Raw genomic sequence first — 21,147 nt, forward strand, 5'->3', positions numbered from 1 at the left:
TGTATCTTTAATTTATTTTGGTATTTTTTATTAGTTTGTTTTTTTTATTTTCAATTCATAAAAGAATCATTTTATGACTGAAGTATATAGGAATTAAAACAAGTGGTAAACCAAGACCATATGCAATCAACTGTGGTGAATTAAGTATTTCTTCATATCCTTTAAAAGCAATTGAGATTTTTTTAACAAAAACAACTAGTAATAAAAATGCTAATGAGAATATTACTGAAAAATAGACTTTTCAATAATAAAATGGATTAGAAAAAATAATTGGTTTTTTTGACATCAGATTTATTGAGTTAAATGTTGCAGCAATACCTAAAACCAAAAAGGCAGTTGTTGATGCAGCTTTTAGAATGTCTTGACCATTATCACCATTATTTTTTGCCCATAAAGCACCCAAATAATAGCCAACCATTGAAATTATTCCAACCAATATTCCTTGTCATAATGTGTTTCAACCCATGTTTCTTGCAAAAATTGATTCATTTTTTGCAATTGGTAAATTATTCATGTAATTTTCTTTAGAATTTTGCAATCCTAATGCAATGGCTGGAAAACCATGAGTAAATAAATTGATTCATAGCAATTGTGTGGCTGAAAGAATATAAATATCCTTTCCTCTTAATTGTTCCCAATTTTTAAAAATTAGTCCGAAAATTAATAATCCAAATAAAACAAGAATAATTTCGGCAATTGATGTAATTAATAAATTTTGAATAACATTTTTAATTTTTTGATAAATTGAACGACCATTTTTAACAGCAGATACAATCGTTGAGAAATTATCATCTGCTAAAACCATATTTGCAGCTTGTTTTGCTGCCTCAGTTCCAGTTTTCCCCATTGCACAACCAATATCTGCTGTTTTTAGGGCAGGAGCATCATTAACACCATCCCCTGTCATTGCAACAATTTTTTCTTTTTTTTGTAAAGCATTGACAATTCTTAATTTATCATTTGGTGCAACACGAGCATAAACACTATATTTTTCAACATTAGCAATTAATTCTTCGTCACTAAATTTCTGTAACTCATCTCCTGTAATTGCTAAATCATTAGTTTTGTAGATATTCAAACTTCTTGCAATTGCAACTGCAGTATTGATATTATCCCCAGTAATCATGATCGGTTTTATTCCTGCTCTTTGACAAATTTCAATTGCTTCTTTGGCTTCTTGTCTTGGGGGATCAATCATTGCAACTAGTCCATCAAAATAAAGATTATTTTCTAAATAGTTTATTTGTTCTTCTGAATTTTTTTGTAAAAGATTATTAAATTCTTTTTCTGTAATTTCTTTTGAAGCAATTGCTAAAACCCGAAATGCCTCATTTGATCATTGATCATTAATTGTTAAAATTTGTTTCTTTTCAATGCTTGAATTATTTAATTTTTTAATTAAAATATCTGGTGCTCCCTTAACAATAACAATCAATTTATTATTGATTTTATTGATTGAGGTCATCGATTTACGTTCTGAATCAAAAGGCAATACAAAAATTCTTTGGTATTGAGTATCTAAAAGTTTTTTTTCTTTAAATTCTGAATATTTTTTTAATTGATACAAAAAAGCAACTTCAGTTGGATCACCAATTGTTTTTTCTTCATTGTTTTTGAAAATTAAATTTGCTTCAGAGCACATTGAACCATATTCAATCAATTTTAAAAAATTTTTATTCATTTGTTGATTTGGAATATCACTAAATTTTTGGTCATTCAATGTGAATAAATCAACAATTGTCATTTTATTTTGAGTTAATGTCCCTGTCTTATCTGAACAAATTACACTACAACTTCCCAGTGTTTCCACTGTCATTAAATCTTTAACAATTGCATTTTGCTTTGCCATTCTTTGGATGCCAATCACTAGAATAATTGAAGTAAAAGCAATTAATCCCTCTGGAATTGCGGCAACTGACAAAGAAACACCATTAACAATTACATTGCTTCAAAAGTATAATTCTTTGTAGTACGCTGTATTTGGAATAGCAAAAAGAATTTGCATAAGTACACTACATAAAAATAATCCAATTCCTAAATAACCAAAAATTTTTCCCAATTTATTGATTTTATTTTGTAGTGGACTTAAAGCTTCTTTTTGTTTGCTAACCATTGTTGAAATTTTTCCTAATTCTGTTTGTTCACCAATTGCACTAACAACAAAATAACCAGTTCCCGTTGCTACAATTGAAGATGAATAAACCATAAATTTCCGCTCAGCAATTGCCAGATTAAGATTCTTTTTTGCTAAATAATCTTTTAATGATGGTTCACTTTCACCAGTTAATGAAGCTTCAATTACTGACAAATTTGATGAAAAAGTCAAGTATCCATCTGCAGGGATTACATCACCTGCTTCAATCATAACAATATCACCAATTGTAATTTCTTCTGAATCAATTAAAATTAAATTGTTATTTCTGATAACTTTAGCCTTGAGTGGATTTAATTTTGACAATGAATCAACAGCCTTAGCACTTTTTATTTCTTGAATAGCACCAATCAAGGAATTGGTTAAAACAACAAATAAGATTATTGTTGGTTCAACAAATTCAACAATTAATTCAGTGTTAAAGACTCAATTTTTATTGATACCACTAACAATTGCTAAAACATACGAAAGCAATGCAGCACATAATAAGATAATAACCAAAACATCTTTAAATTGACCTAAATAAACTAAAAATGGATTGATCTTTTTAGTTTGTTTTAATTTATTTAATCCAAACTTTTTTTGCCTTTCTAAAACGTCTTCTTTATTCAACCCATTTTTCATTGATGTTTGCAGTAAATGATCGTTATTTTCTATAACTTGCTCTTCATTGTTTTTTTTAGATTTTCTTTCTTTATTTGGAGTCATATTTAAAAATTTTATAGCAATTTTAAATTGTTATTTTTAAATAAAATTATTTAAAACAATATTTTATTTGTTAATTATTTATTATTTAAATTAATTTTTAGGTTTATTTTATTTAATTGCTTATTTAAAATAAGATATATAATTTTTTTGAAAAATATGGGCAATTACCCAAGTGGCTTAAGGGGGCAGTCTCGAAAATTGCTAGGAGTTAATAGCTCGCAAGGGTTCAAATCCCTTATTGCCCGCCAGATCATAAAAATATGAAAATAAAAAAGATATAACTTTTTCTTAGATGTGAAGTTATATCTTTTTTAATATTTATTGTTGTTGTGAATTAGTTGTTATCATTGATTTTTTAAATTTTTCAGGAAGATTATTTTGTTTATTATTCATAGGTGAATTTTTAGCAAATTCAGAATAGTCTTTTATTTTTTCTACTTTCCAATTATTTATAATTTTGTCAAATGCTATTGCATTATAGAACATATAAGACATATCTGTCACATTTTCTGTTTTTCATTCTTTGAGTTCTTGATTAAAATTAGTTGCATTAGTAAACATAAAACTCATATCAGTAACTTTTGAAGTATTCCATTTTCCAATTGGTTGATTGAAATGTGTTGCATTATGAAACATAAATGCCATGCCAGTAACTTCATTTGTTTTTCAATTTGAAATATCATGATTGAATTTATTGGCAAAATAAAACATTGCTCGCATTGTTGTTACCTTATTTGTTTTTCAATTTGAAATATCCTGATTGAAGGAATTAGCATTATAAAATGTGTTTGACATTGAAGTTATATTTGAAGTATCTCAATCTTCAATACCTTCAATTTTTTCATTTTGGTTGTTTTTGAAAGCTTCTTCTAGACTTGTAATTATTGATGGCAATTTGTTTGGTACTTTTTTTATTGTTTTAGGAAAAGTTATAATTCTAAACTCATCTTTGTTATGATGGTAACCAATTTGAGTAATCTCAGTTGCATCTAAATTTGATAAATTAAAATCAAAAGTAGTTTTTTCTTTCCCAAATTTATCAATATATTTTGTTGCTTTTTTACCAGGGGTTACCATTCCTAAATCAAGTTTTAGAGTTTTGGTTCCAACTGAAAATTCAATCTCTTCTTTGTCCTCGTTTGCGTCTTGTTTAGCTTTTGGAGTTATCTTTTTATTCTCATCAGAGATTCTAAATTTTGTATCTTCACGATCTAATTTTGCTTTTAAATTTTCAAAAATTTCTTCAAATGTGTCAACAGTTGTAATTTTATTTTGAAATTCTTTATTTCATAAATTCTTTACAAGTTCAATAGTTTCTTCATCATATTTTTCTTGTTCATTTTGTGTTCTTGCTCGAAAAGTAACTTCAATCTCATTGTTTTGATTTTTGACATTAATTGTTGTTTTATTTTTTGAAGGTTACGAAATTTCTAAATCATCAAAAAAATCATTGTTAAGATTCTCATTGAATTTTTTGATTGCACTAATAATTTCTTCTTTGGTTGGATTATTGTTTGCTGTAATGATTAAACCAAGATTTTTATTCTTAATATATTCATCTAAATTTTTGGCAACAATTTGGTTTTCTTCATTCATCATAATTTCATTTACATCATTATTTTTATTTGTTTCATCATTTAAAACAATATTTTCTAAATTTTTATTGTTATTTTTTTTAATTAGTGTGGCAGCTAAAGTAATTCCAATCACAGGAACGACTATAGCTGTCGCACTTGAAAGACCAATAATAAATTTTTATTTTTATTCATTTTTATTTAAACCCTTTTAATAATTAGAAATACAAATGCCAAAAATTTTAACTTATATTTTTAAAAGTTTTAAAAAATGCCAAATTTTAAAATTAACTTTTTTTATTTATTTTTTTTGAATTTAATTCGTTATAGTTTTTAGATTTAAAAATTAAGTTCATTTGATTATTTTTTAATATGGTTTGAAAATCTTGCTAAAAGATGTTTTTATAACTATAATTATAAAAATATGACAAACCAAAAAATTAGAAATTTTGCAATTATTGCGCACATTGATCATGGTAAAAGTACACTAGCAGATCGAATTCTAGAATTTACACAAACAGTTAGTAAAAGGGAATTAAAACCCCAAATTTTGGATTCGATGGATCTTGAACAAGAGAGAGGTATTACAATCAAATTAAATGCTGTACAAATTAAATATAAAGATTATTTATTTCATTTGATTGATACACCTGGTCATGTTGATTTTACTTATGAAGTGAGTCGAAGTTTAGCTGCTTGTGAAGGAGCACTTTTATTAGTTGATGCAACACAGGGAATTCAGGCACAAACGCTTGCAAATGTTTATTTAGCAATTGAAAACAATTTAGAAATTATTCCTGTTATCAATAAAGTTGATTTACCAAGTGCCGATCCTGAAAGGGTAAAGAAAGAGATTGAAAATATCATTGGCATTGATGCCTCAGATGCAATTTTAATTTCAGCCAAAACAGGAATTAATATTGATCAAGTTGTGCAAGCAATCATTGAAAGAATTCCATGTCCAAAAGAAGCAAATAAAAGTAAACCACTTGAAGCTTTGATTTTTGATAGTTATTTCGATAATTACCGTGGTGTTGTAATTTATACGCGGATTTTTAATGGTGAAATTAGTGTCGGTGATGAAATTTATTTTATGCAAACAAAGAAAAATTATATTGTTACCGAACTTGGAGTAAAAAATCCAAACGAAGAAAAAAAAGAAAAACTATCTGCTGGCGAAGTTGGTTGAATTGCTGCTTCAATTCGGGATGTAAAAAGTGTTGCTGTTGGGGATACAATTACACTTGTTAAAAACCCAGTGCAAACCCCTTTACCTGGATATAAAAAAATGAAACCAGTTGTTTATACAGGTTTTTATCCTGTTGACACCCGTGATTATAATGCACTAAAAGATGCGCTTGAAAAAATTAGTTTGTCAGATTCATCAATTGTTTGAGAACCTGAAACTTCAAAAGCTTTAGGTTTTGGTTTCCGTATTGGTTTTTTAGGTTTGTTACATATGGATGTTTTACAAGAAAGGCTTGAGCGAGAATTTAATTTAGATATTTTAGCAACAGCGCCATCAGTTGAATTTGTGATTACATTAACAAATGGCAATGTTGAATATATTACAAATCCTTCTTTATTTCCTGATCGCAGTTTGATTAAAACAATTGAAGAACCTTATATTAAAGCTTCAATTATGCTGCCAGAAGAATATCTTGGCGCAATCATGGAATTATGTCAATCAAAACGAGGTAAATATATTGACATTGAATATCTTGATGATAAGCGCCGCCGTTTAATTTATGAATTACCATTGAATGAAACAATTTTTGATTTCTTTGATTTAATGAAAAGTTATTCCAAAGGTTATGCTTCATTTGATTATGAGCATATTGGTTTGCGTGAAAGTGATTTAGTTAAAGTTGATATTATGTTAAATGGCGAAAAGATTGATGCTTTAGCTTTAATTGCTCATCGTGATTTTGCATATCCTAAAAGTCGTGAATTAGCTGAGAAATTAAAAGAGGTTGTTCCAAGAAAAAACTTTGAAATTCCAATTCAAGCTGCAATTGGGGGTAAAATTATAGCAAGAGAAACAATCAAAGCATATCGTAAGGATGTCACAGCCAAATTATATGGAGGTGATGTCACAAGACGCCAAAAATTGCTTAAGAAACAAAAAGAAGGAAAAAAACGCATGAAACAAATTGGCAGTGTTGAAGTTCCACAAGAAGCATTTTTAGCAATTTTAAAAACTGATAGTTCAAATAACAAAAAAAATTAATTAAATTAAAAAGGAAATAAAGTCTTGATATATGGAAATTAAACCAATCATTACGTCTGAAAGCAATGAAAATAAAATCATTAACGAAGTTCAATTAGTTAATGCTACTAATGTTTTGCCATTTAATCAAGCAACTAACATATCTCACAAAAAAACACTTGATCCAGAGGGAATTATTCCTAATCATATTTATAAACTTCTTAATGGTGAAAAAAAATTTAAGCAAGCAAATTTAATAATTTTTAGTTTAATATTTTTATTTTCATTGATAACTTGTTTATTATTTGCATTTGCAAAAGATTTATTTAATAATCTAATTAAAGATGAAAATGTGACAAAGATTCCTTGGGGATGATATGTTTTGCCTGTAATTTTAATTGCAATTTCAATTCCTTATTTCTTTTTAAATTTAAATGATTTCATCTTTGTTAAAAAAACTTTTTATTATTATCGGGAAAAAATCAAAAGAAATGATTTCAGTGTTCCAACTTATATTAAAAATTTGTATTTAAAATTAATTAAAAGACAAGCAAGAAGAACTTGATTAGTTGTAGCTTTGATATTTTATTTAGGAGTATTTACCTTAATTTTTTGGGGCATAAAAGATCAAAAGTGGGGACTACTTGATTTTCAGAAATGAATTCATAATTCATTTGCAAATCCAAATGTTTTGGTTTATAGCATTTGTGGTATAATGCTAACAATAATATTGGTATTTATTATTGCAACAATATACCGGAAGAAAAAAATTACGGATATCCAAGTTTATTTTGGTGATGAAGTAATGAGTTATGAAGAATTTAACAAAGAGAAAACAAATGCATACAAATTTTGGGCAAAAATTTTCTTTTTAAGTGTTCTTATTTTGCTTGTAATACCAATAATTATTTTGTTAATCATTGCAAGAGTTCGTAAAAGAAATTAAAAAATAGTGAGGAAAAAAATGCCTACTTGAGGAATTGTTTTATTAGTTTTATTGCCATTAATTTTTGCGGCAGTTGCTGCATTTTTGGCAGTATACATTACTAAGAAAAAATTTGAAAAACATTTAAAAGAAAACCCTCCAATCAATGAAAAAATGATTCGGGTAATGTTTCAACAAATGGGACGTAAGGCTTCAGAAGCACAAATTAGACAAGTTATGCGTTCAATGAAAAATGCAAAATAATAACATAGTCAAAAAAAGACTATGTTTTTTATTAAAAAAAATTAAGATTATTATCTTCGTTCAATAAAATTTAAGATAAAAACACGAGGTAAAATATAATTTTATTTGATATTTTGAGATTTTTTAATAAAGTATCATTCTTTAAAATAATTTATAAGTTTAAACTAATTAGAAAATTAATATGATTTTAAGATGTGTAAGGAAATAATAATGGATAAAAAAATTACAAAACAACAACTAGCTACAAAAATTTGGGAAGCTGCTAATAATTTAAGAAGAAATTTAGAAGCACATGAGTATAAGGATTACATTTTAAGCTTAATTCTTTATAAATATTTATCTGACAAGCAAACAGAATTATTGTTTGAAGGTGGTATTGATAAAGATGATTTAAAGTATTTTGATAATCAACTTGATCTAAATAGTATAGATTTTGAAAAAACTAAAAGCTTGCAAAATAAAGAGGAAATTGAAAGTATTAAGAAAAATTTTATTGACCAAAATGGATATTTTATTCAATATAGAAATTTATTTAATACATGATTACATGAAGAAAACAAAAATAATTTTGACATTAAATTATTTCGTGATGCATTTACGGAATTTAATAAAACAATCAATGAAAAATATAAGGTATTATTTGAAGATGTTTTTTTAAAATTTGAAACAGGGTTAGGGAAATTGGGAACAACAACTCAAGACCAAAATACAACTGTTAATAAATTAATTGAAATTATTAGTGAGATTCCAACAAGAAAACAAGAATATGATGTTCTTGGTTTTATATATGAATATTTAATTGCAAGATTTGCCTCAACTGCTGGGAAAAAAAGTGGTGAATTTTATACCCCGCATGAAGTCTCTGTTTTAATGTCTAAAATTATTGCTTTTTATTTGAAAGATCGCGAAAAAATTAAAATATACGACCCAACTTCTGGATCTGGTTCATTACTATTAAATATCGGACAAGAGTTTAAAAAGTATAAAGAAAATGCTGATCTTAACCCTGTTACATATTATGCACAAGAAATAAAAGATGATGCTTATAATTTAACAAAAATGAATTTAATAATGAAAGATATTAATATAGCTGATATTAATGTGCGTAAAGGCGATACATTGGAAGATGATTGGCCTATTTTTAAAAATAATGATCCATCACAATATGAATTTTTAGCAGTTGATGCAGTTGTTTCAAATCCTCCATATTCACAAAAATGAGAAAGTGAAAATTGAAAATCTGATCCAAGATATGCTGAATATGGAATTGCACCTAAATCCAAAGCTGATTATGCATTCTTATTGCATGATTTATATCATTTAGAACCAAATGGAATCATGGCAATAGTGCTTCCGCATGGTGTTTTATTTCGGGGAAATAGTGAAAAACAAATTCGTGAAACGCTTGTAAAAAAAGGACAAATTGACACAATTATCGGCTTACCAGCAAACATGTTTTATGGAACAAGTATTCCAACGATTATTATGGTTTTAAAAAAACAAAGAACTGGGCGTGATATTTTCTTTGTAGACGCCTCACAGTTATATATTAAAGATGGCAAAAATAATAAATTTTCGCATTCACATATCAAAAAAATTTCTGATATTGTAAATAATAAAATTGAAGTTTCAAATTTATCAAGATTAGTTTCATATGAAGAAATTAAACAAAATGATTTTAATTTAAATATTTCAAGATATATTGATAATTTTAAAAAACCTGAAGAATATGATTTGTATTCTTCAATGTTTGGTGGTATTTCCTTGGAAGAAATGGCAAAATATGATCAATTTTTTGCGACATTTCCACAAATAAAAAATAAAATTTTTAGTTTAAATGCAAATGATTATTATCAAATTATCAATAATGAAAATGATAATATTCGCCAAATAATTCTTGAAGATAATGATATTAAGCAATATTTAAATAAATATGAAATGAATGCTAACTTATTAGTAAATCACATTAAGCAAATCATTCCTTCATTTAAAAATATGCTAAATGATAAAAAACCTGACATTGAAGAAAATTTATCTGATTTTATTTTTAATGATTTTGAAAAAATAGAACTTCTTGATATTTATGATATTTATCAAATTATTGTTAACAATGTCGACAAAATTACAAATGATCTTGAACTAATTTATAGTTATAATGAAGCAAATAAGAATATTACTCATAAAGATATTTTAGAAAATGAATATGAACGAACAAAAAGTGGCAAAAATGCAAAAATTGTTGATTGAAAATCAGATTTTATTTCACGTCAATTGATAGAGGATCTTTATTTTAAAGACAAGCATAAAGCTTTAAATCAATTTGAATCAGATTTAGAAAATCTAAATGCTCAACTAGATGAAGCATGTAAGTTAATTGAAGAAGATGAAAAAAATGAAGATATTTATGATTTTGAAAAAGATCAATTTAAAGATAATCAAATTTCAGTATTAGCAAAATCTTTTCTTAAAGAAAAAATAAATTTTGATGATGATTCATTTGAAAAAAGAATCATAAATATGGCAACAATTTTGAATGAAATTTCCACATTAAAAAAACAAAAAATTAATCCATTAAAAAATGAATTGATTGATTTGTCACTTGAAAAATATTTAAGTTTATCTGAAGAAGAAATTTATGATGTTTTAATTGCAAAATGAACAAAAGATTTAGTTGAGCAAATCAAACAAAAAGGCATGGATATTATTAATGACTATGTATCAAAATTTGAAAAATTATCAGATAAATATAAATTTACATTAAATGATATAAATAAACAAATCAAAGATACAGAAGCGCAATTAGCTAATTTGCTTTCAGATTTAAAAGGTGATGAAAGTGATATGCAAGCAATTAATGAATTAATAAACATTTTGGAGGGTAAATAGTGTCGCAAAAAAATATGGTTCCAAAGATAAGATTTAAGGAATTTACTAACGCTTGAGAACAGGAAAAGTTGGTAAATATTTTAAATTATGAACAACCAACAAAATATATAGTTAAATCCTCTAAATATGTAGATAAAGGAATTCCGGTATTAACAGCCGGCAAAACCCTAATTCTTGGGCATACGACAGACAAAGAGAATGTCAAAATAGTCTCAAAATTTAATCCAATAATTATTTTCGATGATTTTACAACATCTAGTCATTTTATTGATTTTCCATTCAAAATAAAGAGTTCTGCAATGAAATTATTAACAAATCACAATAATAATGACAATATTTATTTTAATTTTCTTTTACTTAAAAATTTAAAATATATTCCCGAAGGACATAATAGGCATTGGATATCAAAGTTTACTGATTTTAAAGTAATTACAACTAAGTATGAAGAAAAAAATATAATTTCAAGTCTCTTGCAAAACATGGATTCCCTTATCACTCTTCATCAGCGTAAGTTAGAAGTACTAAAAAATATGAAAAATCGACTTCTAAATAAAATGTTTGCTAACGAAAAAAATCAATTTCCGATGATAAGATTTAAGGAATTTACTAACGCTTGAGAACAGGAAAAGTTGGTAAATATTTTAAATTATGAACAACCAACAAAATATATAGTTAAATCCTCTAAATATGTAGATAAAGGAATTCCGGTATTAACAGCCGGCAAAACCCTAATTCTTGGGCATACGACAGACAAAGAGAATGTCAAAATAGTCTCAAAATTTAATCCAATAATTATTTTCGATGATTTTACAACATCTAGTCATTTTATTGATTTTCCATTCAAAATAAAGAGTTCTGCAATGAAATTATTAACAAATCACAATAATAATGACAATATTTATTTTAATTTTCTTTTACTTAAAAATTTAAAATATATTCCCGAAGGACATAATAGGCATTGGATATCAAAGTTTACTGATTTTAAAGTAATTACAACTAAGTATGAAGAAAAAAATATAATTTCAAGTCTCTTGCAAAACATGGATTCCCTTATCACTCTTCATCAGCGTAAGTTAGACATGCTAAAAAACTTTAAAAATACCCTATTAAATAAGATGTTTGTTTAAGGAGAAATATGCTTTTTAAAGATGAAAAAGAATTTGAAGAACACTTAGTTAATGAACTTTTAAAAAATGGTTGACAAGGAATTTCAGAAAATCAAGGGTATAAAACAATATTAAAAGATATCAATGAAGATGATCTAATTAGAAATTGAAAAAATATCATTTTTTTCATTAATAAAAAAGATTTAAACAACGTTGAGCTTAATGATGATGAAATGAATCAAATTATGAACAAAGTAGAATCATTTCATTCAATTGCAGATGCAAATATGTTTATCAATGGTGAAAGAGTTTTAATCAAAAGAACAAATCAAGATGACATAGATAATTTTAATAAAGAAATTTATTTAAAGATTTTTGGTAAAAAAGAAATCAATGCTGGAGATAGTATTTATCAAATTGCAAGGCAAGTAAAAATAAAAACAATGCTTGGGGATCGAATACTTGACTTGGTTTTATTAGTTAATGGAATGCCATTTTTTCATATTGAATTAAAAAATGAAAATTTACATATTAATAATGCAATCAGACAGTTAAAAAATTACTCAGAAATGGGATTATATAGTCGCTTTTTTAAACTTGTTCAAGTATTAGTTGCAATGAAACCAAACCAAATGTTTTATATGCCAAATACATACAAGCCATCAAACATAAATCAAACAAGTTTTCTTGTTTGAAAGAATGAAAAAAATATTGAAATTAATGATTGAAAATTAATTGTTAAAGATTTTTTATCAATTCCAATGGCGCATCGAATGGTTGCTGATTTTACTGTTGCTGATTATTCAGACAGTACAATCAAGATCTTAAGAAGTTATCAATATCATGCAGTAAACATAATTCAAAACATGTTTTTTGCAAAAAAATTTTTTAACGGACCAAATAATGGCGTTCAAAAAGGTGGGTTTGTTTGACATACAACTGGTTCAGGTAAAACACTTACGAGTTATAAATTATCACAATTATTACTTGAATGAAATTATGCTGATATTGTTGTTTTTGTTGTCGATCGGATTGAATTGGAAACACAAACTCAGTCATCATTCCATGAAATGAACAAAAGTTCAAATCATGTTGAAGTTAAAAAAACAAATTCAACAAAAGATTTATTCAAAGAATTAATTTCTAGTTCATCAAAAAAGAAACTTATTGTCAGTTCAATTTATAAGCAATATCGGATCAATGAAAGCAATTTTAAAAAAGAAGATCTTGATAAACTTGCAAATAAGAAAATTGTTTTTATTTTTGATGAAGCACATCGAACAACATTCGGTGATATGTATACAGGAATTATTAAAACATTAAAAAATGCTGTTATCTTTGGTTTTACCGGAACACCAATTGTTGAAGAAAATAGTAAAAATGGAATAACGTCTTACGAAAATTTTGGACCCTTGATTCACAAATATACAATGAAAAATGCAATTGATGATAAAAAAGTATTAGGATTCAATTGTGAATATGTTATTTTTAATTATGATTTCAAAAATCTAATAAGTTCAAATTATGATAATAATTTTGAACTAAGTTCTAATGAGTCGAAAATTATTCATACAATCTATCCTGATGATAATGAGATTAGAAATGAAAAAAGAGATTTTGAACTTTTAGCTAATAATCTAAGTCATAAAAAAAATGTTGCAAGGCATATTTTGAATCATTGAAAAAGATTGAATCAAAATAAGAAGTTCAGTGCAATTTTTGCAACCAGTAGTATTTCTGATGCAATCAAATATTTTGATGTCTTCCAAGAATTAATTTCAGAGTATAATCAAAAAAATCAAACTGATTTTAAAGTAACGGCGCTTTTTGATCCAAACATTGATTTTTCAAAAGATAAATATGAAGATTTAGAAAAAAAATATGATTCAATAAAAAGAATAATTGATCAATATAATTTAGATTTTAAAACTTCATTTGATTTTGAACAGCATGCTGATTTTAAAATTGATTTGTCAAATCGATTGGCACACAAAAACAGTTATTTAAACCTTTCGAATGATAGAAAATTAGATTTATTGATTGTTGTTGAACAAATGTTAACTGGTTTTGATTCAAAATGAATATCTTCAATCTATTTTGATAAAAAACTTGAGTATGAACATTTAGTTCAGGCAATTTCAAGAACAAATCGGATATTTGATCCAATGTTTGAAAAACCTTGAGGAAATGTGATTTTTTATCGAACACCACTACAAATGAAAATGAATCTTGATGAAGCATTAAGAATTTATGCTGATATTGATCCAAAAAATTCTACACAAAAAGATATTACTGCATACTATTCAAAAATTAATGAATCATTCAAAAAAATCAGAAATATTTTTGAAACATGAGGAATACATGATTTTGGAAGCATTCCACAAATGCCAGATGTAAATGATTTGAAATTTCTTGAATATGCAAAACAAGTTAAAGATTTTTCAACAGAATTTCTAAAGATTAAATCGAATTTGAATGCTTTTGAGATTTTAGGTTTTGAATGAGAAAACAATAAAAATATTGATTTTGATAAAGATACATGAAATTTATTAAAAGTTCGAAAAAATGAAGCTGATCTTAAAACAATATATGAATATATGAAGATTGATGAAGATGATGCTGATGATGATCTTGATTTAGAAATTGATAGTTTGATCACAACTGAATTTGTCGAAAAAGTTGATTCAGCATATATCAATAGTTTGACACAAATAATTAGTGAAACTAATGATATTGAAGTAATTCAGGCCACAAAAGAAGAATTGAATAAGATGATTTTGAAATTCCCTGTATCAGAACAAAAGTATGCAAGACAATGTTTAGAACCAACCCTGAATAATAATCAAAAACTTCCTTCAAATTTTGATTTAAATTTATGTGTGTTTGAATTAAAAGAAAAAGAAGAAAATTTAGAGTTGGAAGAATTTGCAAAAAATCTGAATGTTAATATTAAGGAATTAAAAAATATTATTCATTCAAATGAAGATATTTATGCGAATAATAATCTCCAAAATCTTTGTCGAAATAGTTACAATGATCAAGTAAGAGAATATATTTCAGAAATCAAGAAATTCCCTTTGGAAAAAGTTAAAAGAATTAATATTGAAAACTTTATTAAAGAATTCATTCTTCACAAAAGAAAAAATACTTCTTAAAATTAAAATCTGATGCCATTAATTTATGTGGTTTCAGATTTTTATTATAAAAAATAGTACATTTTAAATTTTTAATGTACTAACGTGGGTTTTATAATTTTTAATTTAAACTAGAAACTGAACGCATTACTAAATCAATATCTTTATTTTCTAGTTCATTTATAATGTGTAAATAAATTTTTTCGGTTGTATTCATGCTTGCATGCCCTAATCTTTTTGCCACAGAAGCAATTGACACTCCTGCATATAACAAAATTGAAGCATGTGTGTGCCGAAGACCATGAACACTAATGATTGGAATATTGGCTTTTTTGCACTTTCTTTCTAAAATGTCATTAATTGTTGAATTATAGATTTTGTTTTTTAAAATAAAAATTGGTTTATCTTTTTCACAATCCTTAATAAGGGAATTAAATTGCGAAACTGTTTGTCAATCAAGTGGTATTTTTCGAATTGATGATTTATTTTTAGTTGGAATAAAACCACCATCCTCTTTATAATTTCATGTTTTTGAAATGTTTAAGATTTGCTTTGAAAAATCAAAATCATTCGGTGTTAATGCAATTGCTTCAGAAAATCTCAACCCGGTTTTAGCAATCAATAATATCAATCAATCTAGAGTTATTTTTTCATTTAATTTCAAACTTTTTAGTAATAGTTGCAATTCAAATTGACTTAAAAACTTTATTTTTTTCTTTTTGGGTGGCCGCCCTTTAATTACAATTTTTCTTGTTGGATCATTTGCTAATAATCCATCATCAAAAGCATCAAGTAAACAACTTTTTAAATGATGATGAAAATCCGTTGTTGTTTGGCGTTCATGATATCTTGCATAATCATTTAATATTCTTTGATAAGTTGTTCGATCTAAATCAATTAATCTAACATCTGGTGCTAACTTTATTATTCAATCTAATGATAATTCATACTTTTTAAAACTTACATTTCTAATTGACCCCTTTTTATACACATATATTCAATTTTGAAAATATTTGTATAATAAAATTTCATTTTTCTTCATTTTCCCCTCCAAAAAACCCACGCTGATGAAGGGTGATAAGTAAGTTTATATTATCAATTAAATCTGAAATCTTGTTTTGTTCAAAAACATTTTTGGTTATTAATATTTTTAAATTAGACATTGTATTTGTTGTTAACATTGGCATTGCAACTCATGTAACATATTTTTTGATATTTCTTGAAAGTGAATTAGCAAAAAAACTATTTGGTGTATTTTGCTTTTTAGACAATATTCCACAGTGAGAAGTAGCATAAAATAAGCCTTTTCTATGAAAAACAGTACCAGCTTTTCCTACGTTTCCCACTTAGTCGCGAAAACACTCAGTTTTCAGCGGCTATATTTTTTTATAAAAAAATATAATTTATTATGCTTTTATGCTTAAATATGATATAATAAAAACATGAAAAAGTCGAGAAATGATGCAAAAAGACAATGAAGAACATCAATAGCAAGAGTTAAAAAAGGTGAATACTTATCAATTGGGGTGCCGAGACCAGATAACAAAGGTTTTGTATACAGATTAGGATATGGTTATCTGCATGAATTAAAACAATATCACGATGATCCGCTAACAATTATCAAAGCAATTATTGCAAACTTTCCATTGTCTTGATCAAAAGAACAAGCAAGAACTAAATTAGATGAGATTCTTAAAGGAAAAAAAGAAACCAAAAAAGAAGTTTTAGAAAGGTTTAAAGGTTACGAATTAGTTGAAAAACTATTTGATTATTTCAATATTTTTAACGATTGTTCTCCCACAAAATCGACAACATTAAAAGATGTTATTTTAGAGTTGATTTATCAAAGAATTAAAAATCCAATAAGTGTTTTTAACACTTATAAAACAGCAAAAAAAGAAAAAATAGACACTTATTCAAAAAATTCATTTTATAGATCATTAGACTATATAGCAAAAAACAAAGATGAAATTCTAAGAAATTTAAATGCAAAAATTTGTGCAAATACTAATAGAAAAATTGATGTATTATGATTTGACGCAACAACTACTTATTTTGAAACATTTTCTCGTGAAGGTTATAAAAAACCTGGCTATTCAAAAGATGGAAAATTTAAAGAAGACCAGATTGTTATAGGTATGGCAACTGATGAAAATGGGATACCATTACACTACAAAATATTTCCAGGAAATGTTACTGATTCAAATACTTTCATACCATTTATGCTTGAAATTGCAGATATTTATGAAGTTAACAGTGTAACTATAATTGCTGACAAAGGAATGAGTGTTAATAGAAATATTAGATTTTTAGAATCTAAGAATTGAAAATACATAATCTCATATAGAATGAAAGCTGGAAGCAAACAATTTAAAGAGTATGTATTAGATGAAAAAGATTATATAAATGATGGTGGTTTGATATACAAAACTCGTGATATTGTATCTTCATACAATAAAAAAAGAATTAATGGACATTTTAGAAGACAAATAATTAGTTTTAGTCAAAAACGAGCAACTAAAGACAAAAACGATAGAGACATTTTAATTCAAAATTTCACTAAGAAAATGAATAAAGATAATCTTGTTTCTTGTGATGATTTAGCGGGATCTAAAAAATATAGATTCTTCAAACCTATAAACAAAGGTGCGTTTTATGAACTTGATATAGAAAAAATACAAGAAGATCAAAAATATGACGGATACTATGTTTATGAAACAAATAGAACAGATTTATCAGTAAAAGAAGTTATTAATTTATATTCAAAACAATGACAAATTGAGTCTAATTTTAAGACATTAAAAGGTAAATTATCTCTTCGTCCAATGTATTTATCAACTTGAAACCATATTGTTGGTTACATTTGCTTATGTTTCATTTCATTAGTGTTTTTAAACTACATCATCTACATTCTAAATTCAAAATTAGGACTGACTGGAAAAAGTAAAATCACTGAGCATAAAGTGATTAATGTTATCAAAGAAGTTAAAGAAATTGAAGTATTTGTAAATAAACAAAAAATCAAAACTATACAAGTGTATAATGATGAGTTACAAGAAAGTTGGCAAACTTATCAGATATTATTAGAGCTTTTAACAAAAGAAAAAGTCACTTAAACATTACATTATAAAAAAACATAACTTATGAAATCAAAAATTTACATAAGTATGTTTTTTGTTTTATGCTTAAACTGGGAAACGTAGGAAAATAAGCCTTTTCTATGAAAAACAGTACCAGCTTTTGCACCGTCTGTTGTTCAAGTAATTGAATCCTTATATTGATAATTATTATAAAACCCTAACAATCCTTCACTTAGTGTTTGTGATGAATAAACTGGATAAATATATTTACCATGTTTTGTTTTTGAAATGCTATTTATAGTTATTGATGAACCTCTACCAATTTCAAACAAATTTCCTACCTTTTCCTGTTCTCAAGCGTTAGTAAATTCCTTAAATCTTATCATCGGAAATTGATTTTTTTCGTTAGCAAACATTTTATTTAGAAGTCGATTTTTCATATTTTTTAGTGTTTCTAACTTACGCTGATGAAGGGTGATAAGTAAGTTTATATTATCAATTAAATCTGAAATCTTGTTTTGTTCAAAAACATTTTTGGTTATTAATATTTTTAAATTAGACATTGTATTTGTTGTTAACATTGGCATTGCAACTCATGTAACATATTTTTTGATATTTCTTGAAAGTGAATTAGCAAAAAAACTATTTGGTGTATTTTGCTTTTTAGACAATATTCCACAGTGAGAAGTAGCATAAAATAAGCCTTTTCTATGAAAAACAGTACCAGCTTTTGCACCGTCTGTTGTTCAAGTAATTGAATCCTTATATTGATAATTATTATAAAACCCTAACAATCCTTCACTTAGTGTTTGTGATGAATAAACTGGATAAATATATTTACCATGTTTTGTTTTTGAAATGCTATTTATAGTTATTGATGAACCTCTACCAATTTCAAACAAATTTCCTACCTTTTCCTGTTCTCAAGCGTTAGTAAATTTTTTAAAAAAAAGTTATAAATATTTTAATTTTTAATGATTTTTTTGAAAAGTTTATAAACTCCTAAAAAATAAAATTAATAAAATACTTATGAAAATAATGTATAATCTTATAGTTTTTCCCTATGGAGATTGAGAGGTATGAAAGAATTTAGAACAAACACAATAAAATATACAACATCACTAACTTTGTCATTAATTGGCTCAGAAGCTTTTAAACTTGGTACATCAATTTTTATTTATAAATTTACAGGAAATTTATGATTAGTAACAATTCTTTATTTATTAGTCCAACTTCCTTCAATTTTAGTTTATATATTTAGTTCAAAAATTGTCAAAAAGTTTAAGAATGATAAGTTAATTTTATTGTTTTCAGATATTGTAAGTTTTGTTTTATTAATTCCAACTCTAATTACATTTTTCTTAACACAAAATAATAAAATCCTCTCAGTCGTTTTAATTGTCTTTAATACACTTCTTGGATTTATTCATGCATTTAGATTTATTTATTTAAAAAATGTTGTTTATTATATTTCACAAAATAATAAACAAATGAAAATCATTAATATCTCAAATTCATTTGCAACTTCATTTGGATTTTTCCTATCAACAATTTTTTCATTTTTTCTATTCAAAAATCTTGATTTTTATTGATTAGTGATCATGAATATGGCAACTTATTTAATTTCTGGAATTTTATATTATTCGCTAAAAACAAGTGCTACTGCGGCTAACTTTGAAATTGTTGCTAATAAAAATGAACATGTTATTGTCAAAAAAAATAAATTAAAATCATGAATTTTTATTCTTTCAGGTTCATTTTTAATAGGGATATTTTTATATCCAAAAACATCAGGGTTATCGCAATTATTTTCAAGTGTAGAAAATTACTCAATTGATACATGGGGTTTTTATTTATCAATTATTTTTACATCTTTTTCATTACTTGGTGTTATACTATCATTTGTTCTAAACAATAAAATTAAGCACCAAAAAAGTTTTTTCATGATTTTAGTTGTTTTAATTTTATTTCTTAATTTTGTATGACTATTTTTTAAAAATACTAATGAAAAAAGCTATTTTGTAAGTTATGTTGTATCAACAACAATTCAACAATTTCTATTTTCTTTATTTATTCCAATTTTTTATAGTCTTTCATATGAGTTATTTGATAAAAATAATTTTCATAAACAAAATGGAATTTCAATTGTTTTTAGAACAGTCATTACATCGATTATAACTTTATTATTTACACAAATAACAATAAAATTTGGTTATTTCTATACTTATTTATTTTATGCTATTGTTATTTTAATAGCTTGTTTGGGGATTTTTTATTCTATGTTTAATTTCAAGGACGCAAAATTTAAAAAATATTACAACACTTCAGTCATTGCAACTGAATATATTGAAACAGCAAAAAAAGGTTTATGAAAATCAGAAAAAAAAGTAATTGATTATTTAATTAAAGAAAATTTGGAAATTAAAAATATTTTAGATATTGGTTGTGGTGCTGGAAGAACTACTTTTGCTTTAGCAAAATTGTTTCCAAATGCCAAAATTAAAGCAATTGATATTTCTGAAGAATTGCTAAAGAATTTGCAAAATACCGATAATATTACATTTGAGTTAATCAATATTTTAGAATATAACACACAAGAAAAATTTGACTTCATCCTTTTTAGTTTTAATGGTTTAACAAATATTCTTCCACAAAAAGATGTGATTAAATTTTTTATCAAAATAAAAGAATTATTAAGAGATGAAAAAAGTCGTTTTGTTTTTACAATTCATGATATTTTTTCTTCACAAGAATATAAAGATTTTTGAATTAATAAAATGAAAATTTATTCTTTACCAACACTTTCATCTAAAAAAATTCTTTCACATAAACACCATGGAATCAAAACCAAAAACCGTTTTTATACACATGAGGATATGTTAAAAATTTTTGATGAATTTGCATTTAAATTACATCATTATTTTAAACGTGATAATGATCTTGAAGAAGATTGAGTAAATAAAATTTCAATGCCATGCGTTTTTTATGATATTTCAAAAATCTAAAAAAGTTTAGCAAATGATTTTATATCTAAGAAATCCAAGGAAATATTTTCTTGGATTTTTAATTTCTTTTTTAATGCTAATTTGTTAAATCCAATAAAAAAAAT

Annotated in this window: 13 protein-coding genes, 1 tRNA gene and 1 pseudogene; 9 read left to right on the forward strand and 6 right to left on the reverse strand. The window is 25.5% G+C overall.

The genetic code is table 4. From position 1 onward, the window contains the following. Nucleotides 1-7 precede the first annotated feature (7 nt). Entirely contained in the window at nucleotides 8-2,860 is a 2,853-nt protein-coding gene (locus D2845_RS00370) for a cation-translocating P-type ATPase (protein ID WP_231992785.1), read from the reverse strand. A gap of 158 nt (nucleotides 2,861-3,018) precedes the next feature. Here D2845_RS00370 and D2845_RS00375 point away from each other — a divergent pair. Beyond that, nucleotides 3,019-3,108 (forward strand) — tRNA-Ser (locus D2845_RS00375). A 70-nt stretch (nucleotides 3,109-3,178) separates the two neighbouring features. Here the strand turns inward: D2845_RS00375 and D2845_RS00380 are convergent. Both D2845_RS00380 and D2845_RS00385 read right to left on the reverse strand, forming a co-directional pair. Beyond that, nucleotides 3,179-3,937 (reverse strand): BspA family leucine-rich repeat surface protein, encoded by a 759-nt coding sequence (locus D2845_RS00380; protein WP_110858139.1) that lies wholly within the window; start codon nucleotides 3,935-3,937, stop codon nucleotides 3,179-3,181. Nucleotides 3,938-4,279: 342 nt separating this feature from the next. Further along, nucleotides 4,280-4,570, reverse strand: coding sequence for a hypothetical protein (locus tag D2845_RS00385; RefSeq protein WP_110858138.1), 291 nt, complete (start codon nucleotides 4,568-4,570; stop codon nucleotides 4,280-4,282). A gap of 288 nt (nucleotides 4,571-4,858) precedes the next feature. Between D2845_RS00385 and lepA the strand changes: the two genes are divergently transcribed. From lepA to D2845_RS05945, 6 genes are all read left to right on the forward strand, one after another. Beyond that, a complete protein-coding gene (lepA, locus tag D2845_RS00390) occupies nucleotides 4,859-6,664 on the forward strand; it encodes a translation elongation factor 4 (protein ID WP_110858137.1) in 1,806 nt (601 codons plus the stop codon). Between the two features lie 31 nt (nucleotides 6,665-6,695). After that, nucleotides 6,696-7,589 carry an MSC_0882 family membrane protein gene (locus D2845_RS05930; protein WP_110858136.1) on the forward strand — a complete coding sequence of 298 codons (894 nt, stop codon included), beginning with the start codon at nucleotides 6,696-6,698 and terminating at the stop codon, nucleotides 7,587-7,589. Nucleotides 7,590-7,607: 18 nt separating this feature from the next. After that, nucleotides 7,608-7,832 carry a YneF family protein gene (locus D2845_RS00400; protein ID WP_002881271.1) on the forward strand — a complete coding sequence of 75 codons (225 nt, stop codon included), beginning with the start codon at nucleotides 7,608-7,610 and terminating at the stop codon, nucleotides 7,830-7,832. Between the two features lie 210 nt (nucleotides 7,833-8,042). Further along, a complete protein-coding gene (locus D2845_RS05935; RefSeq protein WP_110858135.1) occupies nucleotides 8,043-10,718 on the forward strand; it encodes a type I restriction-modification system subunit M in 2,676 nt (891 codons plus the stop codon). Further along, nucleotides 10,718-11,845: a restriction endonuclease subunit S gene (locus tag D2845_RS05940; RefSeq protein WP_197712581.1), complete on the forward strand. Its 1,128-nt coding sequence runs from the start codon at nucleotides 10,718-10,720 to the stop codon at nucleotides 11,843-11,845. The genes D2845_RS05935 and D2845_RS05940 overlap by 1 nt, the downstream gene beginning before the upstream one ends. An 8-nt stretch (nucleotides 11,846-11,853) precedes the next feature. Continuing rightward, nucleotides 11,854-14,979, forward strand: coding sequence for an HsdR family type I site-specific deoxyribonuclease (locus D2845_RS05945; RefSeq protein WP_110858486.1), 3,126 nt, complete (start codon nucleotides 11,854-11,856; stop codon nucleotides 14,977-14,979). A gap of 100 nt (nucleotides 14,980-15,079) precedes the next feature. Here the strand turns inward: D2845_RS05945 and D2845_RS05950 are convergent, their stop codons facing one another. Both D2845_RS05950 and D2845_RS05955 read right to left on the reverse strand, forming a co-directional pair. Next, complete coding sequence (locus tag D2845_RS05950) at nucleotides 15,080-16,000, reverse strand: site-specific integrase (RefSeq protein WP_110858487.1); 921 nt, start codon at nucleotides 15,998-16,000, stop codon at nucleotides 15,080-15,082. Then, nucleotides 15,942-16,304, reverse strand: coding sequence for a restriction endonuclease subunit S (locus D2845_RS05955; RefSeq protein ID WP_170107401.1), 363 nt, complete (start codon nucleotides 16,302-16,304; stop codon nucleotides 15,942-15,944). Before D2845_RS05955 ends, D2845_RS05950 begins: the two co-directional genes overlap by 59 nt. Nucleotides 16,305-16,400: 96 nt before the next feature. On the opposite strand from D2845_RS05955, the gene D2845_RS00440 reads away from it, so the two are divergent. Then, nucleotides 16,401-18,074, forward strand: coding sequence for an IS1634 family transposase (locus D2845_RS00440; RefSeq protein ID WP_117275958.1), 1,674 nt, complete (start codon nucleotides 16,401-16,403; stop codon nucleotides 18,072-18,074). Between the two features lie 419 nt (nucleotides 18,075-18,493). On the opposite strand, the pseudogene D2845_RS06980 reads toward D2845_RS00440, so the two are convergent. Then, a pseudogene (locus D2845_RS06980) lies at nucleotides 18,494-18,940 on the reverse strand (restriction endonuclease subunit S); the annotation flags it as partial. 177 nt (nucleotides 18,941-19,117) lie between these two features. Between D2845_RS06980 and D2845_RS05965 the strand changes: the two are divergent. Then, nucleotides 19,118-21,043 (forward strand): MFS transporter, encoded by a 1,926-nt coding sequence (locus tag D2845_RS05965; RefSeq protein ID WP_110858457.1) that lies wholly within the window; start codon nucleotides 19,118-19,120, stop codon nucleotides 21,041-21,043. The last annotated feature ends 104 nt before the right edge of the window (nucleotides 21,044-21,147 follow it).

The sequence above is a fragment of the Metamycoplasma alkalescens genome, from assembly GCF_900476125.1.
Lineage (GTDB): Bacteria > Bacillota_I > Bacilli_A > Mycoplasmatales > Metamycoplasmataceae > Metamycoplasma > Metamycoplasma alkalescens.